The sequence below is a fragment of the Rhizobium sp. 05L419 genome (genome assembly GCF_056397845.1).
Genome location: NZ_JBFTOF010000020.1, coordinates 95,478 through 118,154, shown reverse-complemented (window position 1 = coordinate 118,154; position 22,677 = coordinate 95,478). Strand labels below are relative to the sequence as shown.

Annotated in this window: 19 protein-coding genes and 1 pseudogene; 16 read left to right on the top strand and 4 right to left on the bottom strand. The window is 59.0% G+C overall.

What is annotated here, in order from left to right:
- A complete protein-coding gene (locus tag AC1DMK_RS22435) occupies positions 1-1,122 on the top strand; it encodes an ABC transporter ATP-binding protein (RefSeq protein ID WP_477862114.1) in 1,122 nt (373 codons plus the stop codon).
- Positions 1,123-1,446: 324 nt separating this feature from the next.
- On the opposite strand, the gene AC1DMK_RS22430 is transcribed toward AC1DMK_RS22435, so the two are convergent.
- Together AC1DMK_RS22430 and AC1DMK_RS22425 are read right to left on the bottom strand one after the other, a co-directional pair.
- A complete protein-coding gene (locus AC1DMK_RS22430; RefSeq protein WP_477862112.1) occupies positions 1,447-2,859 on the bottom strand; it encodes a S8/S53 family peptidase in 1,413 nt (470 codons plus the stop codon).
- 83 nt (positions 2,860-2,942) lie between these two features.
- Positions 2,943-4,730: a peroxidase family protein gene (locus AC1DMK_RS22425; protein ID WP_477862110.1), complete on the bottom strand. Its 1,788-nt coding sequence runs from the start codon at positions 4,728-4,730 to the stop codon at positions 2,943-2,945.
- Between the two features lie 913 nt (positions 4,731-5,643).
- On the opposite strand from AC1DMK_RS22425, the gene AC1DMK_RS22420 reads away from it, so the two are divergent.
- The 10 genes and pseudogenes from AC1DMK_RS22420 (at position 5,644) to cysE (ending at position 14,797) form a co-directional block, all read left to right on the top strand.
- A complete protein-coding gene (locus AC1DMK_RS22420) occupies positions 5,644-7,053 on the top strand; it encodes an LLM class flavin-dependent oxidoreductase (RefSeq protein WP_037060311.1) in 1,410 nt (469 codons plus the stop codon).
- Entirely contained in the window at positions 7,053-7,820 is a 768-nt protein-coding gene (locus tag AC1DMK_RS22415) for an ABC transporter ATP-binding protein (protein ID WP_477862108.1), read from the top strand. The genes AC1DMK_RS22420 and AC1DMK_RS22415 overlap by 1 nt, the downstream gene beginning before the upstream one ends.
- 10 nt (positions 7,821-7,830) lie before the next feature.
- The gene (locus tag AC1DMK_RS22410) at positions 7,831-8,712 is read left to right on the top strand and encodes a branched-chain amino acid ABC transporter permease (RefSeq protein WP_477862106.1); all 882 of its coding nucleotides are present in this window, start codon (positions 7,831-7,833) and stop codon (positions 8,710-8,712) included.
- A 2-nt stretch (positions 8,713-8,714) separates the two neighbouring features.
- The gene (locus tag AC1DMK_RS22405) at positions 8,715-9,773 is read left to right on the top strand and encodes a branched-chain amino acid ABC transporter permease (protein WP_477862104.1); all 1,059 of its coding nucleotides are present in this window, start codon (positions 8,715-8,717) and stop codon (positions 9,771-9,773) included.
- Between the two features lie 87 nt (positions 9,774-9,860).
- A complete protein-coding gene (locus AC1DMK_RS22400; protein WP_477862102.1) occupies positions 9,861-11,201 on the top strand; it encodes an ABC transporter substrate-binding protein in 1,341 nt (446 codons plus the stop codon).
- A gap of 25 nt (positions 11,202-11,226) precedes the next feature.
- Complete coding sequence (locus tag AC1DMK_RS22395) at positions 11,227-11,997, top strand: ABC transporter ATP-binding protein (protein WP_477862100.1); 771 nt, start codon at positions 11,227-11,229, stop codon at positions 11,995-11,997.
- Between the two features lie 32 nt (positions 11,998-12,029).
- Positions 12,030-13,259, top strand: coding sequence for an acyl-CoA dehydrogenase family protein (locus AC1DMK_RS22390; protein ID WP_477862098.1), 1,230 nt, complete (start codon positions 12,030-12,032; stop codon positions 13,257-13,259).
- A gap of 3 nt (positions 13,260-13,262) precedes the next feature.
- Positions 13,263-13,568 (top strand): annotated as a pseudogene (locus AC1DMK_RS22385) (ATP-binding cassette domain-containing protein); the annotation flags it as partial.
- Positions 13,562-13,732: an ATP-binding cassette domain-containing protein gene (locus tag AC1DMK_RS22380; protein ID WP_477862134.1), complete on the top strand. Its 171-nt coding sequence runs from the start codon at positions 13,562-13,564 to the stop codon at positions 13,730-13,732. The pseudogene AC1DMK_RS22385 and the gene AC1DMK_RS22380, both read left to right, overlap by 7 nt.
- 219 nt (positions 13,733-13,951) lie before the next feature.
- Positions 13,952-14,797 carry a serine O-acetyltransferase gene (cysE, locus tag AC1DMK_RS22375; RefSeq protein ID WP_477862096.1) on the top strand — a complete coding sequence of 282 codons (846 nt, stop codon included), beginning with the start codon at positions 13,952-13,954 and terminating at the stop codon, positions 14,795-14,797.
- A gap of 488 nt (positions 14,798-15,285) precedes the next feature.
- Here cysE and AC1DMK_RS22370 read toward each other — a convergent pair whose 3' ends face one another.
- Complete coding sequence (locus AC1DMK_RS22370; RefSeq protein ID WP_477862094.1) at positions 15,286-16,614, bottom strand: aminotransferase-like domain-containing protein; 1,329 nt, start codon at positions 16,612-16,614, stop codon at positions 15,286-15,288.
- A gap of 101 nt (positions 16,615-16,715) precedes the next feature.
- On the opposite strand from AC1DMK_RS22370, the gene AC1DMK_RS22365 reads away from it, so the two are divergent.
- The 5 genes from AC1DMK_RS22365 to AC1DMK_RS22345 all read left to right on the top strand — a co-directional run bounded on the left by AC1DMK_RS22365 (position 16,716) and on the right by AC1DMK_RS22345 (position 21,636).
- Entirely contained in the window at positions 16,716-17,705 is a 990-nt protein-coding gene (locus AC1DMK_RS22365; protein WP_037060297.1) for a type 2 periplasmic-binding domain-containing protein, read from the top strand.
- A 37-nt stretch (positions 17,706-17,742) separates the two neighbouring features.
- Complete coding sequence (locus AC1DMK_RS22360) at positions 17,743-18,630, top strand: ABC transporter substrate-binding protein (protein WP_477862092.1); 888 nt, start codon at positions 17,743-17,745, stop codon at positions 18,628-18,630.
- A complete protein-coding gene (locus tag AC1DMK_RS22355; RefSeq protein WP_477862090.1) occupies positions 18,627-19,595 on the top strand; it encodes an amino acid ABC transporter permease in 969 nt (322 codons plus the stop codon). Before AC1DMK_RS22360 ends, AC1DMK_RS22355 begins: the two co-directional genes overlap by 4 nt.
- Entirely contained in the window at positions 19,592-20,371 is a 780-nt protein-coding gene (locus AC1DMK_RS22350; protein WP_477862088.1) for an amino acid ABC transporter ATP-binding protein, read from the top strand. The genes AC1DMK_RS22355 and AC1DMK_RS22350 overlap by 4 nt, the downstream gene beginning before the upstream one ends.
- 86 nt (positions 20,372-20,457) lie before the next feature.
- Entirely contained in the window at positions 20,458-21,636 is a 1,179-nt protein-coding gene (locus AC1DMK_RS22345; protein WP_477862086.1) for a M20 aminoacylase family protein, read from the top strand.
- Positions 21,637-22,100: 464 nt separating this feature from the next.
- Here AC1DMK_RS22345 and AC1DMK_RS22340 read toward each other — a convergent pair whose 3' ends face one another.
- Positions 22,101-22,583 carry a MarR family transcriptional regulator gene (locus AC1DMK_RS22340; RefSeq protein ID WP_037060471.1) on the bottom strand — a complete coding sequence of 161 codons (483 nt, stop codon included), beginning with the start codon at positions 22,581-22,583 and terminating at the stop codon, positions 22,101-22,103.
- Between the last annotated feature and the right edge of the window lie 94 nt (positions 22,584-22,677).

Here is a 22,677-nt window from a genome sequence, read left to right as displayed (position 1 = left end):
ATGGCACGGTTACAACTGAGAAACCTCGTCAAGTCCTACGGGATCTACGAGGCAGTCCGCGGCATCGATCTCGATATCGAGGACAACGAGTTCGTCGTCTTCGTCGGGCCCTCCGGGTGCGGGAAATCGACAACGCTGCGGATGATTGCTGGTCTCGAGCATATAACCGACGGTGAGATCAGGATTGGCGATCAGGTCGTCAATCGGCTCGGGCCGGGCAAGCGCGACATCGCCATGGTATTCCAGAACTATGCGCTCTATCCGCATATGTCGGTGCGCGAGAACATCTCGTTCTGCTTGGAGCAGCAGAAGCTCCCGACGGCCGAGATCGCCGCGCGCATCGAGCGCGCCGCCGACACGCTGCATATCAACGACCTGCTCGACCGTCGGCCGGGCCAGCTTTCCGGCGGCCAGCGGCAGCGCGTGGCGATGGGCCGCGCGATCGTCCGCAACCCGAAGGTCTTTCTTTTCGACGAGCCGCTCTCGAACCTTGATGCCAAGCTGCGCGTGCAAATGCGCACCGAGATCAAGCGCCTGCACCAGCTTCTGCCGACGACGACCGTCTACGTCACGCATGACCAGATCGAGGCAATGACCATGGCTGATCGCGTGGTGGTCATGAATGGCGGTCTGATCGAGCAGGCAGGTCCGCCGCAGGAACTTTACCACTACCCGGCCAGTCAGTTCGTCGCCGGCTTCATCGGCTCGCCATCGATGAATTTTGTCGACGCAACCCTTGTCGCCAAGGGACAAGATCTGGCGGTGAAGCTGACCGATGGAACAGAACTCGGGGTCCCCGCAGACCGGGCACTGGACTTCGCGCCGCATGCGGGCAAGCCTGTTGTCTTCGGTATTCGACCGGAATCGATATCGAGCCGCCAGGATCGCCCGGGATTTGCGGATTTCGACGCGAGGGTTGACCTCGTGGAGCCTCTCGGGGCCGCCACCATGGTCTATTTCAATATCGGCTCAACCGTTTTGTGCGCTACCGTTGATCCGGAAAGTGGCCCCCGCGCTGGCACTACTGCGGCTTTGTCACTGAACATGAATCGTATGCATCTCTTCGACAAGACCAGTGGCCGCTCTCTTGCTCACTCTGCTCTGATTGATCTCGGTCGCTAGCGAAGAACGGCAGARGAGTGAGTGCCATGACCATCGTGAAGTGCCTCCAATGGTCTCCATGACGAGTTCAACTGCTCGCTCGCTGTGAGGTCCGTGGTCGACCAAGTCACCAAGGAAACCGTGTATCATTCAAGCCGGCCCAGCACAGGGCTACTATGGCCCTACTCGTCTTTGGGACCGTAACCTTCAATACGCGGGTTGGAAAACGGTCCGTCGAATTGGGCCCCCGAGTTCTGGCGGGTCGCCAGCGCGCCCGCCTTAACCTGAACGGCATAAAGCCCTTTTTCCGGATCTATTGGTACAACGCCAAACGATGGGTCCATGTCAGAGGGCGAGACGTTGAGAATTGTCGCGGCACTCTCCACACTGGGCACCCCGGCGGGGGACTTGACCGTCATGAGCGCGAACGCTTCTGACATGATGACTCCATTTGTACTTAGAGGCCAAAATGGTTGGCGACCGCCAATGGCCTGACGATCCCGGCCCCGTAGGATCCGCCTTCTCAAGGAAATGCAAGAATAAGTCTTTCGGGGAGACTTTGGAAGGCGAAAGTCTGGTGCGGATTGCGGCCACGCAGCCCGTAGCGACAGGGCAGGCTGCGGACGTTCCGGAATCCGGGGTGCCAGCTCCGAACGCCTCGGACCCGATGAAATGCGTGTATGCGGCGATATCGGGCTTCTGGTCCGCCATGCCCGGTATTCCTGGGCCCTGAGAAGAATAACCAACACGTTGATCGGTGATATCGCATCCGGCCAGCGTCAGCACGTCAGGATGGGCATTTGCGCCCGTGATGGTATGGGTTGTCACGCCTTGGCACCTCCCGTCAGGGCAATCCGCACCACAGTTCCCGGCCGCAAACAGAATGTCCGCTCCGGCGCGGGCGAGCGTGCCGACGATGATGTTGAAAGGGTGGTTTGGGTTGTCCGAGTATCGACCGGGATGTCCTACAGGGAAGTCCCAGCTGGGATGGTACATTCCCCAGCTGTTATTGACGACCAGCGCCTTATACTTGCGCTTCCAAGCTGGTGTCGTCGTCTGCGAACTGAGAAATGAGAACGCCAGAAGGGCATCGCTAAGAAATCCCGACATCGCGCTGCCACCTGGTGTCGTGGACTTCAATATTGGAAAATCGAGCAAGGTACATGCAGGCGCAGCGATCAGCACGTCGAAAGCACACATAGTGCCGTGGTCGACGGCATACTTCCCCGGCGTCAAAGGCACGCCCGGCGGTGCCCAGGAGATCCGGCGGTCCAGCTTGGCCATTAGGCCGCGGCTACGCAAGTGAGCGACGTTGATCCCGGTGTCCATGATCGCCACCGCGACCTTTGTCCCGTCGAGCCCCATGGACGCCAACGTGCCGACATCAAGGTTGGATGCCACATCTGCCGCTGCGCCCACGGCCCCCGCGCCACAGTAGGGCTCCAGCAATCCTATCTCTGGATCGGCAAATATCTCGACGCCTTCATTTTCCGCTTGGACTTCGTCAATTCGATCGGTGTCGATCGTTCCCCTGGCGACGAACGCTGGAGCGCCACCGGGGGAGGCGAACGCGAGATCGATGCCCTCAGACCGGCGTGCAGACAGGGGTAAAGGCGGAAATCTAGGATCTATGTAAAGGCCGCCACGGTCGGTCGGATCCTGAACTGGTCGCTGTGTCTCGGTCAGCGAGAATGCCACAAGGCTGGATGCTCGCAGTGCTTCGCGCGCGGGCAGGGAAACGATCATGGAAACGCGCATTTGCTCCTCCTGCTGAAAACCAATGAATGGTCAGGCCTTGCCGTCCCGCCAGGTGAACGTGACGGCAATGCCGTTGATACTTGCTATTCCATTACGGCTGCAAAACGCATCCATTTCACAATGGAGTCGATCGGAGAATCGTCCGGCATTTTCAGCGGGCTTTGATCCGGGTGGAACCCCCGTGACAACGCGGAATCTGGATCGGAGAGCAGGACACCGATAAATGTCAGCGCCACAAGACAGCCCCCCAATTCGCCGAGCCGATTGCCGCCAGCGGCCTCCGCCTCGGCGAGAACGTAAAACCACAGCGGTGTTCGCGTGTGGAAGGCAGACTGAGAGCCAGCGAGAAAGTCTCGAAGGCCAGGTTTGGCCGCGAAAAGCGCGGAAACGTCCGCAATTGGAGCCGACTGAACCGCGCCGATCTGTTTGAGATGCTTATGCATAGCCTGGCCGGTAGGAAGGCGTAAGTTATATCCGCGTCGCAGATTACGCCGCGCTAGGCTCTTGAACAACGCCCTCAGATCCACGTCGGCCTCGTCGTTTCCCTCCTTCACCATAGTCCGCAAAGGCGGTGCCAGCTCAGTGTCGAGCTTCCTTGCAAATCGTGCTGCTTCGCCGTCCGCGGCATCGTGCGGTGAGACACCTGTGAAACGAGTCCAGTCTATGACCCAATTCTTGGGAAGCTTCTTGTTCAGGTCGATGTTGCCGCCACCACCTGTGAACCCAAACAGAAGTTTGAGGGTGGCATGCGCAAGAACAGGTGGACCGGGCCGCCCAAAATTCTTGTTGTAGTCATATAGGGCCCGCACCATCGTGTGCCCGAACCGATACGCGGCGACGGAGAACTCCAGTGGAAGGGCGTTGCCCAGCCTGGAGTTCTGCTTTCTTGAATCGTACTCCGCGCGGAATTTGAAGAAGTGCGAAGCACGGTCATCCAAGACACGCTGAACGACCGCCGGGTCGCAGACACCTTTAAGATAGCCTTCAACGATGAGCCATTGATAGTGCAGTCTTGTAAGTGACTGGGCCGAATTGAAATCGGGCAGCCAGCCTGTGTTGTGGTTCGCGAGGTAATCTACGACCTTGTTGTGAAATCGCAGGAAGCTCAGATGAAACTGCGCCACGACGAGGTTTTCGTCATTTCGGTTGTCGCCGATGATCGCGCGCTGCGGTAGCGTTGCTGAGAATTTCTGAAATGCTTCTGGTGTCATCGCTGCTTCGGCTATTGTCAGGGCGGCGTCCCGGACAGACTGCTGCACCTGACCGTATCGCGGTAGATCACGATGCTCGTCGATGGTGTTGTCGGGTAGTGGACCTGGATCTATCGCTGTGCCGACACGCATCTTGTTCGTCAGTGTCGGATGCCTCAGGCCTGAAATGACCGAAACGACTTCGGGACCGATATCGACTCCAACGGGAGACCCACCATAGACGCTATCGAGATCAAATCGGGGAGATCGGGCATTCCTGAAGTTGCGTTCCACCTCCGACGATGCCACAGGCGGATGAGCGTTCACGATACTGGTAATCGTTCCCTCGCGGTCGGTTCGCGCGGTTAGCTCGTGATCCAAAAACTGACCCCAATACGTTAATACAGGCGGCAAGGTGGAATCTTTGCTGGCGTCCTCCTGCGCGTTCTCGTCAGCCACAACATCGATCATAAGGTCGCCGAGTTGGTCGAGTTCGTTGACCGTGGTTGCCGCTTCCAGAAGATAGTTTTCCGGTGCGTCGAGCGGCGGCACAAAATAACCGAAGTCCGCTTCCTCATCGACGGCGACGTCACCCGCCGCTGGCGGCACGGCTCTCAGGTCGGGTCTTGGAACTGCCTTCTTCTTCTCGGAACCACCGTGCGATTGAAAAACGATAGCCATTGGCAACACCTCCGTTTTTCCAGCCCGGCGCATCCTGACTACAGCTATAAGGCGAAGTCAACCTTCAACGCAAGCCAAAACGCCACTTTAAGTTGTTTACTTCAGTGATAACTGAAATATATGAGTGCCCGAAGTCGACACAGTCGGAATATTTGATGGCCAACTTCAGCTCGGAGCTGTCTCTTGCCCAACATAGCCAATCTACAAAAATTGACGGCCGCGAGCGCTAATGCACAGCGGCTGGTGCATCAACTTCAGCGGTGTATTGTCTTTTCTTCACTCCGATTTTTCCGAGGTAAGGGACGCGGAGGTTGCGCCGCCCGTGCGCGCGCCGACCATGCCGGTCATGTCGGTGACACCGCAATGCCGCTCACGTCCTATGCAGAGGGCCACTCTGTGCCGGTAGCGAATTTTCCATACCGATACTCACTACCCAGCGCCGCACTAGCGTCGTCGGCGACATGTCCATGGTACCGACCGAATTCGTTCACCGGATCGCTTCGAACGCGCTGGGTTCCAAGCTTCTCGTTGAGGCGTCCGCGGAGCTTTGGGACTGAGCGCAGACGCGACCTTGCCGCAAACACCTGCGTCGCCGGTACCTCCGCGACGGGTTCCATGGATGCTTAAATGCAATGGATGTAGGTCGAGCAGTCGCGAGAGTCAGTCGCGAGAGCCGCTCGACCTGGACGGACCCCTCGTAAAGTTGAAGGGACGCGGTTTGAGGGGCGCGGAACTGGTGGTCTCCGACGGTCGCTGCCCACTCGTCGTCGGCTTCAAGGGAAGCGCTTTCGCGCAAAAACAGCTGAGCCGGAAAAACTTCCTGATTAATAGTCCATAAAAAACATAGAATACCTGTTTATTCGTGTCCTGACGACTAGGCTCTGCGCATCGTTAGCTTTCTTCTGGAGACGGCATGTCCCGCCATATTCGCTTCAACGCCTTCGACATGAACTGTGTCGGACATCAATCGCCTGGTCTTTGGAGACATCCGCGAGACAAGTCTTGGAAATACAAGGATCTTGACTATTGGCAGGACCTGGCACGCACGCTGGAGCGCGGGATCTTCGACGGCATCTTTATCGCAGACGTCATCGGTTACTACGACGTCTACAAGGGTTCGAACTATCACGCGATCGAGCAGGCCGCACAGATTCCCGTGAACGATCCACTGCAACTGGCGGCGCCAATAGCCCTCGCGACCGAGCACCTCGGGATCGGCATCACGGCGTCAACATCATTCGAGCATCCCTACACCTTCGCTCGGCGTCTCTCGACGGCCGACCATCACACCAAGGGGCGTGTCGGTTGGAACATCGTCACCTCGTATCTGGAGAGTGGTGCCAAGAACGTCGGCCAAGCGGGGCTGCAGCGCCATGACAACCGATATGAGATCGCGGCCGAATACATCGAGGTCCTCTACAAACTTTTCGAAGGCAGTTGGGAAGAGGGCGCCGTCCTTCGCGATCCGGCGCGGGGAATCTTCACCGACCCGAGCAAGGTTCATGAGATCGGCCACAAGGGCAGGTTCTTCGACGTGCCCGGCTACCATCTCTCTGAGCCGTCCCCGCAGCGCACGCCCGTTCTCTATCAGGCCGGAGCTTCCGGCCCAGGGAAGGCGTTTGCCGCGGGGCATGCGGAGTGCGTCTTCGTCGGGGCGCCGACAAAGTCGCTGCTCAAGGCCTACGTGTCAGAGATCCGGCAGAAGGCTGCGGCTGCCGGGCGTGATCCGCGCAAGCTACTCATCTACAATCTGACCACGCTGATCATCGACGAGACCGACGAGAAGGCGCAGAAGCGGTTCGAGGAATATCAGAACTACTCATCGTATGATGGCTCGCTGGTGTTCATGTCTGGTTGGAGCGGCGTAGACTTTGGCCAGTATGCTCCGACCGATGCCCTGAAGATGGTCGAGACCAACGCCATCGTCTCGATGGTCGAGCATTTCGCCGGCAAGGACAGGGCTTGGACCGTTGACGAGCTAGCGAAGTGGGGCGGCATCGGCGGGGTTGGGCCGGTCTTCGTCGGCTCGCCGAACACGATCGCCGATATTCTCCAGGAATGGGTGGAAGAAACCGACGTCGACGGCTTCAATCTTGCCTATGCCGTGACGCCTGAGAGCTTCGAGCAGGCAGTGGATCTACTGGTACCCGAGCTGCAGAAGCGGGGTGTGTATCCGACCGCCTATAAGCCAGGCACGCTGCGCGAGAAGCTGTTCGGCGAAGGTCCGTATCTTCCGAAGCGCCACCCAGCCGACGCCTATCGTGACATCGAGGCCGTGAAGCGTCGCGACGCTTCTGTCGAACTGAAGACCGTGGGCGCGTAATGCCGGAGCTCCTTCAACTCCACGACGTTTCCCTATCCTTCCAGGGTGTCCGGGCGATCAACGCGCTGAGCTTTTCTGTGGCGGCGGGGGAGATATGCGCGTTGATCGGCCCTAACGGCGCGGGGAAAAGCTCTTTGCTGAACGTGATCAACGGCGTGTATCGCGCGGACTCTGGCGACGTGGTGTTCGACGGGACGCGCTTCGAAAAGATCCATCCTCAAAAGGCCGCCCGTCTGGGCATCGGCCGCACTTTTCAGAACAACGCGCTCTTCCGTCGACTGTCGGTGAAGGAGAACGTGCTCGCCGGCCTGTCGCGTGAGGGTAGGGCGACTTTCKCGGAAAACATATTCCGGTTTGGCCGCGACGGCAGCGAACGGCGGAGCTTCCAGGTTCGTGCAGACCGGATTATCGATTTTTTGGGGATCGGCCAATACGCCGACAGGGTCGTCTCGACACTACCCTATGGCGTTCAAAAGCGCGCCGATCTTGCGAGAGCGCTCGTGGCTGACCCGAAGCTCCTCCTTCTCGACGAGCCGATGGCCGGAATGAACCAGGACGAGAAGCAGGAGATGAGCAAGGCGATCTCCGAGGTCAACAGCTCGTTTGGCACCACGGTCGTCCTCATCGAACACGACGTCGGCATCGTGCTGAACCTCGCGCACCATGTCGTGGTGCTCGACTACGGACGCAAGGTCGCCGACGGCATTCCGGAGGAGGTTCGAAGCAACCCAGACGTCATCGCCGCCTACCTCGGCACGGTCCACTGAGGAAACCATCATGTCGTTCTTCTTCGAGACTTTAGTCGGCGGCCTCTTCGCGGGCGTGATGTATTCGCTCGTCGCGATCGGGTTCGTGCTGATCTACAAGGCGTCGGGTGTTTTCAACTTCGCCCAAGGCGCGATGCTGCTCTTTTCCGCGCTCGCCTTCGTAACCTTCACCGAGAAGGGAGTTCCCTTCGTCGCCGCCTTCGCGCTGACCGGCGCCCTGATGGTCGCGATGGCGATCGCCATCGAATGGCTGGTCCTGCGTCCGATTCGAAACCGGGATCCGCTCACGCTGTTCATGGCGACGCTGGGCCTAAGCTTCGTCATTGAGGGCCTGGCGCAGCTGACGATGGGCACGGACGTGCACATGCTAGACATCGGCATTCCGGATATTGGCGTGGATGTCGGTGGCATCTTCGTCAGCCAGTTCGACGTCGTGGCGTCCGCCATCGCCCTTTCGCTTGTCGCCGTTCTCGCCGTTGTCTTCAACAAGACGCGCATGGGCATTTCGTTGCGTGCGGTCGCAGACGACAAGGTCGCTGCCCAATCGATCGGAATACGGCTGCCTGTCATTTGGCGGACGGTCTGGAGCGTTGCGGGCGTCGTGGCGCTGGTCGCGGGACTGGTCTGGGGTTCCCGCCAGGGCGTGCAGTACTCGCTGTCGCTCGTGACGCTCAAGGCGCTGCCGGTCCTCATCATTGGCGGCTTCTCCTCCATTCCCGGCGCGATCGTCGGCGGGCTGATCGTCGGTGCCACGGAGGCCTTGGCGGACATCTACGTCGGCCCGATTGTCAACGGCACCGTCTCCACGTGGTTCGCCTACATCCTCGCAGTCATCTTCCTCCTCATACGTCCTGCCGGCCTGTTCGGCGATCGTGAAATCGAAAGGGTCTGACGATGACGGTTCTGCAGGAAACGGTTTATGTCGCCCCGGCTGCCTCACCGGTCAAGGTGCCGCTGATATTGAGCCTGCTTGGGCTCGCCTTAGCATTCGCCGTCGTACCGGCGGTCGCAGACGACTATTGGCTGAGTTCGATCATTATTCCGACCGTCGTCCTAGGGCTAGCCGGGATCGGTCTCAATCTTCTCCAAGGCTACACCGGGCTGGTGTCTCTCGGGTCTGCGGCTTTCATGTCGATCGGCGCGTTTTCGGCTTACAACCTTGTGCTCCGGGCGCCGTCTTTGCCGCTACCGGTCGTGTTCGTCGTCGCGGGTCTGATCGCCGCGGTCGCGGGGGTGGTCTTCGGTCTCCCGTCCCTGCGCATCAAGGGCTTCTACCTGGGCGCATCGACACTTGGCGCGCAGTTCTTCTTCGAATGGCTCTTTACGAACTTCAGCTGGTTCTCGAACGACAGCCAGTCCCTGACGATCTCAGCGCCGAGGCTTGATTTTCTTGGGTACGACCTGCAGTCGGCCACCGGTCGCTATTATCTCACGATCACGGCCACCGTGGTTCTTATCGCCCTAGCATTTTCTGTCGTCCGCAGCCGCGTCGGTCGGGAGTTCATGGCGATACGCGACATGGACACGGCGGCATCGGTCATTGGCATAAGGGTCGCGCGTCGAAAACTCCAGTCGTTCGGGATCAGTTCCTTCGTTCTCGGAATCGCGGGTGCGCTGTGGGCCTTCGCCTATCTTGGAACATCCGACGCCCATGCCTTCAATCTCGACAAGTCCTTCCAAGTCCTCTTCATCATCTTGATCGGTGGACTTGCGACGATCTTCGGAAACTTCCTTGGCGCGGCGTTCATCGTTCTGATGCCGATCCTACTCGACCGCCTCTCTCTGGTTGTCGATGTCTCCATACTCGGCGACCAGGGAGCTTTGGCGAACCTGCAGCGCATTATCTTCGGCGTCATCATCATCCTGCTTCTCATCAAGGAACCGGACGGCCTGTCCAGCCTCATCCGTAAGATCACCGACGGTCTTTTCCGTCGCAAGAAACCTGGCAGCTAGCTGAATGGGCGGGACTTCGGCGTCGGGTCTTCGCCACGGACAGGGGTACGACGACACCATTTCAACCATCATCAGAGGGACACTTCCATGGCACTTCTAACGAAAGCGCTCGCCCTTGCGACTGCCGCTGCGATCGCAGCGGGCGTCCTCGCAAGCCCATCCTTCGCCGAAGACGGTAGCGGGCAGCAGCTCTACCCGCTCTTCACGTACCGGACAGGTCCGTACGCTCCGTCGTTCATCCCGTTCGGCGCGGGCAACATCGACTACCTTCGCTACGTGAACGAGGTCGAGGGTGGCGTCGACGGCGTGAAGATCCTGATCCAGGAATGCGAGACCGCCTATACGATCGAACGCGGTATCGAGTGTTACGAGCGATATAAGAACGGCTACAACGGCGCGCTGACGGCGGCGATTTATCCGCATTCCAGCGGTCTCGACGTCGCGCTGACGGACAAGGCCCGCATCGATAAGATTCCAATCGTCAGCCCCGGCGGCGGTCAGAACATCGCGACAGACGGTCGCGTGTTCCCATACCAGTATCCGCTGATCTTCGACTACTGGAGCGAGGCCCAGATCATCGTGGACTATATCGCGAAGCAGGCTGGCGGCTATGACAAGCTGAAGGGCCTTAAGGTAGCAACGCTCTATCACGACTCCGGCTACGGTCGCGACACGATCGAACCGCTCGGCATCCTCTCCAAGAAATACGGCTTCGACGACATTCAGATCCCCGTTCCGCATCCAGGCGAACAGCAGCAGACTCAATGGCAGCAGATTCGCCGCTCCGGTGCGGACTGGGTGTTCCTTCGCGGGTGGGGCGTCATGACGCCAGTCGCCATCAAGACGGCGGCCCGCGTCGGGTTCCCGGCAGATCATATCATCGGCGATATCTGGAGTGGCTCGGAGGATGACGCCCGACCGGCCGGCGCTGCGGCCAAGGGCTACCTCGCGGTATCCGTCTTCCCGCCCGGCACTGACTACGGGATCCTCAAGAAGCTCAAGGAGACCATCGTCGACACCGGCAAGTCCGACCTCAAGGACAAGAGCAAGTTCGGCACCGTGTACTACAACTACGGCGTCATCGAAGCGATCACCTTCGTCGAGGCGCTGCGTACAGGTCACAAGAAGTTCGGCAATCGTCCGCTGACGGCGGCCGAAGGGCAGTGGGCGCTCGAAAACCTGAACATCGACAACAAGCGTCTCGCCGAACTCGGCGCCGAGGGGTTGATCAGCCCGCTCAAGACGACGATCGACAATCACAAGGGAGAGTCTGTCGCCGCCAAGATCATCCAGTGGAACGGGCAGTCCTGGGACGCCAAGTCCGACTGGATCAAGGCAGATACGACGCTGTTTGCCGACGTGATCAAGGCGAAGGCAGCCGCCTACGCCAAGGAAAAGGGCATCGAACCGCGCGGCGCGGAAAATTGATCGATAGGACCGGCAGGAGATCTTCATGACCACGCAAACCAACGGGTTTCTCGAGATTTCCAACGTGGAAGCCCTGTATGGTCAGGCCATCCTGGCCGTCCGTGACGTGACCCTCAAGGTGGAGAAGGGCAACATCGTTGCCCTTCTCGGTGCAAACGGCGCCGGTAAGACGACGACCCTGAAGGCGATCTCCAATCTCCTCGGACCAGAAAGAGGCAAGGTCAGCCGCGGCTCCATCCATTGGATGGGTGAGCCAGTGAGCGCGATGTCGGCCTCCGGCCTCGTCGCCAAGGGCGTCGTCCAGGTGCTCGAAGGGCGTCACTGCTTCCAGCATTTGACGGTCGAGGAGAACATCCTCGCGGGCGGTTTTGTCCGCAAGCCGTCGCGTGTAGACCTGCTTGCAAGCCTCGAGCAGGTCTACACGTGGTTTCCCCGACTAAGGGACAAGCGCAAGACGAAGGCCGGCCTCACCTCCGGAGGCGAACAGCAAATGGTCGCCATCGGCCGCGCGCTGATGACGAAGCCCAGCCTCGTTCTTCTCGACGAGCCTTCGATGGGGCTGGCTCCCATCATTGTGCAGGAGATCTTCGAGATCATCCGCGCGCTCAACAAGGAATGCGGCGTCAGCTTCCTGCTCGCAGAGCAGAATGCCAATCTGGCGCTCAAGTACGCAGACTACGCCTACATCCTCGAAAACGGCCGCATCGCACTCTGCGGAACCGCAGAAGAACTTCGGGCTCGGGAAGACGTCCATGACTTCTATCTGGGCGGCGCCGCGGCAACGCCGCTTGGCTGACGACGGCAGCAAACCAACAGCAAGGATAAACGATGACACAGACCGATCTGGCGTGGGGGGCAGGCCCTACCGCGCGATACGAAGAACTCGCGGCGCGTTTCCGGCCGTTGTTCGAAGAGATAGCCAAGGGCGCAATCGAACGGGAGACGACCCGCGGGCTTCCGCAGGAGGAGATCGTCCAACTGAAAAAAGCTGGTCTTGGCGCGCTTCGCGTGCCTGAGGCCGAAGGCGGCTTCGGGGCGACGCTGCCGGAGTTCGCCAACCTTCTCATCGAGTTGTCGCAGGCCGATTCCAACATCACGCAGGCGCTGCGTGGACACTTCGGTTTCGTCGAGGACGTCGTCAACAAGGCGCCGGGCGACGCGCGCACGAAGTGGGTCGGCCGCATCTCGCGGGGAGAGATCGCAGGCAACGCGTGGAGCGAAATAGGCGACGCCAAGCAAGAAGCCTTTTCGACCCGCATCTCCAGGAAGGACGACAACCTGGTGGTCAATGGCACGAAGTACTACACGACCGGATCGCTGTATGCGGACTGGATCGACGTGGGCGCCACGGGGCTAGAAGGCGAGGGCGTCGTGCTTCAGGTCCGGCGCGACGATCCGGGCGTCAATGTGGTTGACGATTGGGATGGGTTTGGGCAGACGTTGACGGCCAGCGGGACCACGACGTTCACGAACGTCAAGGTGGATCCGGACAACGTCGTCGTCGACGAGGAGAAATTTCGCTACGGGGCTGCCTTCTACCAGCTCGTTCATCTTGCGACCCTTGCAGGGATCGGGCGGTCGATCGCCAACGAGACGGCACAGGCAGTCGCCTCCCGCAAGCGGGCGTATACGAACGGGGCCGGTCCTCGTTCGAGCCAGGATCCTCAAGTCCTGCAGGTGGTGGGACGCCTGCGCGGCAACGCCTACGCGGCTGGCGCGATTGTGCTGCAGGTCGCCGCAGCAATTGAGCGCGCCTATCAGGCTCATTTTGGCGGTGACGAGGCGGCGGAAGAGCAGGCGAACGCCATCGCGGAACTGGAAACCTCTCAGGCAGTCACGGTCGTGTCGAGCCTTGTGCTCGATGCCTCCACGTTGACTTTCGATGCACTGGGCGCGTCCGCTACAAAAAAGCCGAACGGTCTGGATCGCCATTGGCGCAATGCCCGTACATTGTCATCGCATAACCCCCGTATCTACAAGGATCGCATCGTTGGCGATTTTGCCGTCAACGGCACACCGCCCCCCTATCAGTGGCGCATCGGCTTGAGCGTGGCCTGATTGATGATCCGGCTCGTGAACATTGCGCGGGATTTTTCCACGCAGGCAGGTGTCGTGCGGGTCCTGCACGGCATCAATCTGGAAATTCCGGCCGGACAGATTTTCGGCATCATCGGTGCCTCGGGTGCGGGCAAGTCGACGCTGGTACGGACCATTAACCTGCTGGAGAGGCCTAGCGAAGGCGACGAGCGCATCACCGACGCGCGGGGCGAGGGCCTTAGGCGCTTGCGGCGTATCGGCATGGTGTTCCAGCACTTCAATCTACTAAACTCTCGTACTGTCGCTGGAAACTCGCCTATCCAATCGAACTGGTCGGACACCTCGACCGTCGGCAAATCAACGAAAAGGTCGCCTCGCTTCTCGCCCGTGTCGGGCTGTCGGAACATGCAAGCAAATACCCCGCTCAGCTTTCCGGCGGCCAAAGGCAGCGCGTCGGTATTGCCCTAGCGCTCGCCAACGGGACGCAAGTATAGTCACGCCGGCGGTCTCGTCCGGTCATGATTTCAGATTGCCGGCTCCCCGGCCGGCCAACGGAGCAGAGACAGGCCGCGCACTGAACGATTTTTTCGTGCTTTGCAAAGCGCCGGCAAATATTTGCCGCTGCTCGGATAAATATAAACTATCGCGCCCTTCATTGAGTGGCGCGTATACCTTAGCGTTTGCTTCGACAAACCCCCATAGGGCCGAAGTGTATGAGGGCACGGACCATCAGTTTCAGTAGTCACTCATATGTCTCCCCGCCGCCTGGGGTCGCGGCCGTATGGGAGGCACTCAACAAGGAAGCCAGTGACGCAGCATTGAAGGACCCGGTACTGACGCGGGCCATGAATTCGACAATTCTCTTTCATACCAGCTTCGCACAGGCGCTTGCTCAGCGGATTGCGTTCAAGCTCGCCGACCACGACCTGGATCAGGACGAATTGCTGTCGGTGATTGCGCAGGTCTTCAGCGACAATCAGGATGTTGTCGAGCATGCAGCTGACGACCTGAAGGCGATCAGGGAGCGTGATCCGTCGAATGCCGATATTCTGACGCCGTTTCTCTACTTCAAAGGCTTTGTCGCTTTACAGGGGCAACGTGTCGCAAATTGCCTGTGGAAGCATGATCGCCTGCATCTGGCGCGCCACATCCAGAGCCGGATCTCCGAAGTCTTCGGTGTTGATATTCACCCTGCGGCAAGGATGGGTAAGAGCATTATGCTGGATCACGGAAGCGGCCTTGTTATCGGTGAAACAGCTGTTGTCGAAGATGACGTTTCCATCTTGCAGAATGTAACTCTTGGCGCCACCGGCAAGGAAAGTGGAGACCGTCATCCGAAAGTTCGGCGTGGTGCGCTCATTGGAGCCGGAGCAAAGATCCTTGGAAATATCGAGATCGGCGTCGGCGCCAAGGTGGGAGCCGGCAGCGTTGTTGTCAACGCCGTCGCGGCCTATACGTCCGTCGCCGGTATTCCGGCCAAACCGATTGGAAGACCGCATTTAACGCTTCCCGGCATCACGATGGATCAAACTTTATCGGAACCGGAATACACCATATGAGGCCGAAGACTGTGCCGATCAATTTGAGGTGCCCGCACCAGCGGGCTGCTCTAGCCCAAACGCTGAATTGAATTGAAGGGAAGAGTTTCATGAAACATTTCGATCCCAACTTACCTTCAGTCGTGAAAAAGCAAACGGACGACGGCTGGACCATCGTCACATACAACTTCGGTGGAGTGCCGCTCAGCGACAAATTCTTTCTGAGAAGAGGCGGACGCCGACCTGTATCTTCAGTCACAGCAGGCTTTGATCGATCGGTACAATTCCCGCTAGATTTTCGCCACGGGCCGCCAGCCTATCCTCGACCATGCGGAGGCTCAGCGGAAATCGTGGATCACGGGCAAGTCGGGCGACAGATCCCATACTTTGATCGATGCTCTGTTAACGTTGCAATGCCAGCGAGACCATTCAAGAACCCTATGAGTAGCCGGTGGTGTCATCGTGCGTCAGTTGTTATCGCTCAGCCGGCAATTCCCAATGATGCGAACTCATGGCGTAGCACACGCAAGCGCGATACTGTCCGCAACTTCCTCGCAACGATCCGATAGATTTCCTGTCGCTACCCTGATGTGATTGCTCGGGGAAATCGAAAATTTTGCACCTGGATGGACGGCAATGCCTCTGGCGGCCATCGTCACCATCGCGAACGGTTCGGATGATACGGGAACCCAGCTGCAAAGTCCCATCCCATCCTCCACGGCGACATCGCGCGCGAGCAACGCACTCGTTAGATCGTCCCGCCGTTTCTGATAGATCGTCCGGGCGCGCTCCAGCGTCTCCTCCGTTGTCGGATCGCGAAGGAGCCAGGCAGCCGCAGACTGCAGAATTCTGCTGGTCCAGCCGGCGCTAAAACTGCGATAGGACTGGATCTGCTCTACGATCACTTGGGAACTCGATAGAACAGCGAGGCGCAGGTCCGGCCCCAAAGTCTTCGAATAGGACAGGATATGGATCACGCGATCAGGGAAACGGCCACCCAGGGAATGGCGCGGCGCAGCGGAAATATCGGCCACGCCGTCATCTTCGATGATCAGCGTATCGCTTCCATCCAGGACGTCGGCCAAGGAATCCAGCCTTGTCTTACTGACACTTCGGCCGGTCACCGAATGAAGGCGCGGCTGGAACAGGAATGCGACCGGCTTGTATTTCATCGCGTCCCGCAGCGACGACGGCAGCGGCCCGTTCCTGTCGCATTGCACCGGCAGGATGCGAACACCGCGATCCTCGAGAATATCGAGGAGACGCATGGCCGTGGGATTCTCGATGGCCACGGATGCGCCAGGCGTCACCAGCGCATGAAGCAACGTGTAGACCGCATTGTAGCCGCCGTTTGTGGCGAGAAACGCCTCCGGCTCATAGGGCCATGTCCGTCGTGCCGCCGCCTCGAGCTCCGGCAGAATACGGCTGCGTTCATAGCTGTTGAGGTCGTCAGCGGACGCACCATAAGCCAGGGCCTTCTCCAGTTGTGGCAGAAGGCGCACGTCCGGCACGGCACTTGTCAGATTCAGCACACCCTCGCCGTAATTCCCCGAACTCGCCAGTCGCTCCGGTTTTGCGATGAAGCGATCACCGCTGACCCAGGTACCGTTGCGGCCGCGACCGCTGATGATCTTCTGGCGGCGCAATTCGCTCCATGCTTCGGAGATTGTTGCAGGGCTTATGCCAAGCACGAAGGCCAGGTCGCGGATCGCCGGCAGTTTTGTCCCGACAGGCAACGCACCAGCTCGGATTAAGGCGCTGGTTTCCAATGCAATTCCGCGAATGGACTTATCGCTTAATTTTTCGGCAAACCATTTTGCATCACGGGTTTCGCTCATTATTACACCAGATTTAAATGTTCAATAACGTAATAACATTTGATCAACCAAAATTGAACATTTATTTACATACTCAGTATCCATTTTTGTGAGCGATCTGCATGCCTGTTACCATCCGTCTGGCTTTACGCGATTGGGATTACATGACCCCTCTCGTCCTTGGAGATGTTTCGTCCCCTCGCCTTGACGTGAAGGTCGACAGGGTCGGCACCCTGATATCACATGTCGGCAGAGACGAAGCCCATGATGCCGCCGAAATGTCCTTCAGCCGGTATGCTCAGCTTCGTGCCGATCGCGACGACACGGTCGTTGGTGTTCCTAACTTCATCATGCGCGGTTTTCGTCATCGCTGCATCATCACCACGAAAGACAGCCCGATCACGCATCTCAGTCAGCTTGCGGGCAAACGCATCGGCGTCACCGGTTGGCGTGATTCCGGCAACACGTGGACCCGCGCGGCCCTTCGACGCGACGGCGTGGGCGTTGAAGATGCGACTTGGTTTGCCGGCCGCTTGACCGAGGCCCATCCGATCACCGACCGTCTCGATGGTTTTGGTCGCCCCGGACGGATCGAAGCTGCGCCTGGCGAACGGCCGATGATGGAACTTCTTCATGAAGGCGGCCTCGACGCTGTTTTTACACCTTTCATGCCGGAGGGATTTTTCACCGCAGACTCTCCCTTCCGCCAGGCGTTGAGCGATTTTCGTGGCGCCGAACTCCAGTACTTCAATGACGTGGGCTACGTGCCCGGCATGCATCTGATCGGAATCAAGGCAGCAATCGTTGACGAGCATCCGTGGCTTGCCGGGGAACTGAGTGAGCTGATCGACGAATCCCAGCGCGTCTGGACCGCCAAGCGCCGCAAATACGCAGAGACGACGCCATGGATGTTCGATGAGATTCTCAAGGTTTCAGCTGACCTTCCGGCGACCTGGTGCGACAGCGGCTTTGACGCCAATCGGGTGATGATCGCAAGCTTTGCCAGCGAATTGCACGCGCAGGGCATTCTTCCGCGCACACTGACGCCGGAAGAGCTCTTTCCGCTCTACACGAATTCGGATCGCCCACAACTCGCCGCGAGCGGATCCTAAACTCATTTCTACCAAAACCAAAAAAGGGGAATACGAAATGCCATCGAAATCTATCGCATCCGTCATACTTGCCAGCATCCTGTTGTCAGGCGCTGCCACTGCGCAGGAAGCTCTCCCGAAATTGGCCGTTGACGAAGCTTTGCATGCAAAGCTGCCGGAAAGCATCAGAACCGCMGGCACGATGATCTCCGTCAACAACGGGTCCTTTCCTCCCTACGAGATCGTCAAGGGCACCGAAATGACCGGGGCGAGCGCCGACCTGACGGAGGCACTCGGACAGGTGCTCGGCGTCAAGATTGAACATGCCACCGTCGGCGGTCTGCCGGCGCTTCTTGCAGGCATCAATTCCGGCCGGTATCAATTCGCCTTCGGCCCGGTTGGCGACTTCAAGAGTCGCGAGGAAGCCAACGACTTCGTCGACTGGGTTCAGGAATTCGTGGTTTTCGCCGTCAAGAAGGGCAATCCCAACGGCATCACCTCGCTGGATACTGCCTGCGGACAGCGCGTCGCCGTCATGGCTGGCGGATCGGCCGAACGCGTGATCCAGACGCAGCTGGAAAAGTGCAAGACGGACGGCAAGAAGCCTGTCGAGATACAGTCCTTTACCGACCAGCCAAGCTCGATCCTTGCCGTCCGGTCCAAGCGCTCGGATGCGTTCTTCTCCTCGCAGGCCCCTCTTACCTATTTTGTGTCGCAGGCGAATGGCCAGCTTGAGTTGACCGGCGTCGGCCAGAAGAACGGCTTTGACAATCTCTATCAGGGCGCGGTCGTGCCGAAGGGATCGCCGCTCGGCGAAGTGCTTCGCGACGGTATCAAGGTTCTGATGGATAGCGGCACATATGCTGTCATCATGAAGAAATGGGGCCTTGAGAACAACATGATCAAGGCACCCGGTATCAACCTCGGCGGGACCTTGCCAAAATGAGCGCCCATATTCTGAAAAACGCATCGTCTGCAGACGGTGCGGATCCCCGCGATGTCGCAAACGCCCATCAACCGTTTCGCACAGATCGCCTTGTCCTTTGGGTTGTAACCCTTGGGATCGCCATAAACTTTGCGTGGATCGTCGCCAACAACGAAAATTTCGGCTGGCCGGTGGTCGGCAGATACTTCTTCGACCCAACCGTTATCAGCGGTCTCTATGTCAGCCTGGGCCTGACGGTTGTCGCCATGCTGGTCGGCATTGTGCTGGGCCTGCTGCTTGCGATCGCGCGGCTGTCCTCGGATCGGTTGGCACATTCCCTTGCCGGTCTCTTCATCTGGTTCTTTCGCGGCACGCCGCTGCTGGTCCAGTTGATCTTCTGGTACAATCTGTCGACGCTGTTTCCCACATTATCAATCAACGTCMCTTTCGGCCCGACCCTGGCCAGCTGGGACACCAATTCGGTGATCACGCCGATGACTGCCGCAATCGTCGGACTTGCTTTGAACGAAGCGGCCTATATGGCTGAAATCATCCGCGGCGGTCTTCTGTCCGTCGACAGGGGGCAGGCGGAAACGGCGGAGGCCTTCGGCATGACACGCGCCCGCGCCCTGCGTCGGATCATCATTCCGCAGGCGATGCGATCCATCGTTCCTCCGACGGGCAATCAGCTGATCAGCATGATCAAGGCCACATCTCTGGTCAGCGTCATCGCCATGGCGGACCTGCTTTATTCCGTGCAATCGATCTACAACAGCACCTTCGAAGTCATCCCGATGCTGCTTGTGGCCGTGATATGGTATCTGCTCATCACCTCTGTCCTCAATATCGGCCAAGGCTATATCGAGCGGTACTACGGCCGCGGCGACCGGCGAACGGACGAAAGCGTCAAGCGGGTCAAGACAGCGGGCAACCCGCAAAACGTGGCCGTTCCGTCACCGATCCTCGCGCAGGAGGCAAGCCATTGACCGCCATCGCTACAGGCGAGCCGCTGGTGCGCGCCCGCAATGTCCACAAATCCTTCGATCAACTGGAGGTCCTGAAAGGCATCGATCTCGACGTCGCACCCGGCGAGGTCGTCGTCATTCTCGGGCCATCCGGTTCCGGAAAGTCGACCTTTCTGCGTTGCATCAACCACCTCGAGGCAATCAACCAGGGTTCGATCGAGGTCGATGGAGAGCAGATCGGATACCGATTGCGAAAGGAGCGGCTGGAGAAGCTCTCGAACAATGCGATTGCCGTGCAGCGGCGCAAGATCGGCATGGTCTTCCAACAGTTCAATCTCTATCCGCATATGACGGTGCTGCAGAACATCATCGAAGCGCCGGTCGGCGTTCATGGTGAAAGCCGCAAGGCGGCGACGGAAAACGCTCTGCGGCTTCTGGAACGTGTTGGTCTTTCAGCTAAGGCCGACAGTTATCCGCGCCATCTTTCAGGCGGCCAGCAGCAGCGCGTCGCGATTGCGCGGGCGCTTGCGATCAAGCCGAAGCTGATGCTGTTCGACGAACCGACCTCCGCGCTCGATCCCGAACTTGTGGGTGAGGTACTTTCCACGATGCGCGACCTTGCAACCCAGGGGCTGACCATGATCGTGGTGACCCATGAGATCGGCTTTGCCCGTGAGGCCGCCGACCGGGTGATCTTCATGGACGGCGGCCACATTGTCGAACAGGGTAAGCCGGTAGACGTCCTCGGCAACCCGCAGCATCAGCGCACGCGAAGCTTCCTGGCGCGCTTTATCTAGCAGACGACCCTCGTCCATTTGCACACTGGCAGCGTCGCGGCTTCGCGGCACTGCCGCGCCTCCTTGTTCAATGATTGGAATATCCGATGACACGCGACAATGCCTTTGCCCGCATTTCTGATTTCGAGCCGCTTGAGGAACAGCTTGTCGCCACACGGCATTATCTTCACGCGCATCCGGAGCTTTCTTTCGAAGAGGCAGACACGGCGCGGTTCGTTGCAGAAAAGCTCGAAGGGTGGGGCTACGAAGTTGCCCGCAACGTCGGCGGCCATGGCGTCGTTGCTCGCCTTAAGGCGGGAACCGGCACCAAGAGCATTGCGATCCGCGCCGACATGGATGCGCTCCCGATCGCGGAGGAGACAGGTCTCGCCTATGCGAGCCGAACCCTCGGCAAGATGCATGCATGCGGCCATGATGGCCACACCACCATGTTGCTGGGCGCTGCCGAGTATCTTGCGCGCACCCGGCGCTTCGACGGGACGGTGAACCTTATCTTCCAACCCGCCGAGGAGGCGGGTGTCGGCAGCGGGGCTCAAGCGATGATTGCCGATGGACTGTTCGAGCGTTTCCCGTGCGACGCGATCTTCGGGTTGCACAATCACCCAGGTGCGCCGGCAGGCAGTTGGCTAATGCGGAGCGGGCCATTGATGGCTGCGGCTGATACGGTGAAGATCACCATCACGGGGAAAGGCGGACACGCGTCGAGGCCACATCTGACGGTAGACCCAGTTGTTGTTGCCTGCAATCTCGTCGTTGCATTGCAATCAATTGTTTCCCGGAATGTCGATCCGACGCAAACGGCTGTTATCACCGTCGGCTCCATCCATGCCGGTGAAGCGTCCAATGTCATTCCGAATACCGCGACGCTTTTGCTGAGCGTCCGGTCCTTCGAGCCGGGAATAAGAGAGATTCTCGAGGCCCGGATTCGAAAACTTGCGGCCAGCACGGCGGACGGGTATGGAGCGAGTTGCGACGTTGACTACCTCCATGGCTACCCGGTCGTCGTGAATTCGGAGAAAGAGACGGAGTTCGCCCGCGGCGTGGCAGAAGAACTCGTCGGCACAGACAATGTTTCGACATGCCATCTGATCCCCGGCAGCGAAGACTTCGCCTATTTTCTGGAACACAAACCGGGAAGCTTCCTTCGCCTGGGCAATGGAATAGACTCGGAAATCCTCCACAGCTCGAAGTTCGATTTTGCCGACGAAAATCTCACCGTCGGCGCGGCACTGTGGTCGCGTTTGACAGAAAGCTTCCTAAGCTAGTGCTATCAAAAAGCCCTGCCTCAATACTTGGGGGATCGCGGTGCTGGCATTGTAACGTTAATCGAGCATCGAATGGCGGAAGCTCGTGCTGAGTTCAGCAAACGCTGCCGAATTGACTGATAATGACAGGGAGCGCGCTTTGTTGCTCGGCCGGGCCAATTCACCCAGCCGGCATTCCGGATACTCAAATGGCGAGCAGGTTCCCTCTTGCCGCCTAGTCCTGAAAGTTTGCTACGCCACCCATTCTGCCCCGCCTACCTGCGAGGCGTTGGTGCATAGAAAGGGATTTGAGGGGAAGGCGATCTTTGAAACGGCTGTCTATGGCGCGGCTGCCCCCGCCCGTGCAGAGGCTAGTTTTGGCGCTCGCCCGCCCGACAACCCCCGCTTCGACCGGCTACGGGGCGCAAGGCGGGAAAAACGCCCTCTTTGGACACTCGCCGCATATTGCGCCGATTGGCGCCCGATCAACATTCGGGAGTTTCGTCGTCCGCGATTTTGCGCAATAGATACAACAACGCTACCCTCTCCGCAGCGTTCAGGCGGGACATGGTTTTCTCACTGATCACGTAGGCTTGCGGATACATTTCCTGAAGCAAGGCTTCGCCCTTGGGCCGGAGCGAGATCACGACCTTCCGGCCGTCGGCTTCATCCTTGGAAAGGTCGATCAGTCCGCGTGCTTTTAGCCGCTCCACGATGCCGCGGATGGTCGCCTGGTCGACGGAAGTCGCCTTCACCAGTTCGACCTGTGAACTCGGCCCGAGATCGTGCAGGGCACACAGCGTCACGAACTGTACCGATGTCAGGTCGGGGTCGCTTGCATTGGTCTGGAAGATCGAGAGATGCCGCTGATAGGCCTTGCGGAGCAGATGCCCCACCTGGTCCGTGACGTGATAGCCATTTTCAGGCGCCGGCGCCGCGGTCAGGAGTTCGGTATCTTTGGCAGTCATCGTCGGCGGGGTCCATCGGTTGCTGTGTCTTTAGTATTGATGCTTTTCGGATCGCAGGAAACACCACAGCAAGTTGCGCCGGTCAAGGCGTGTC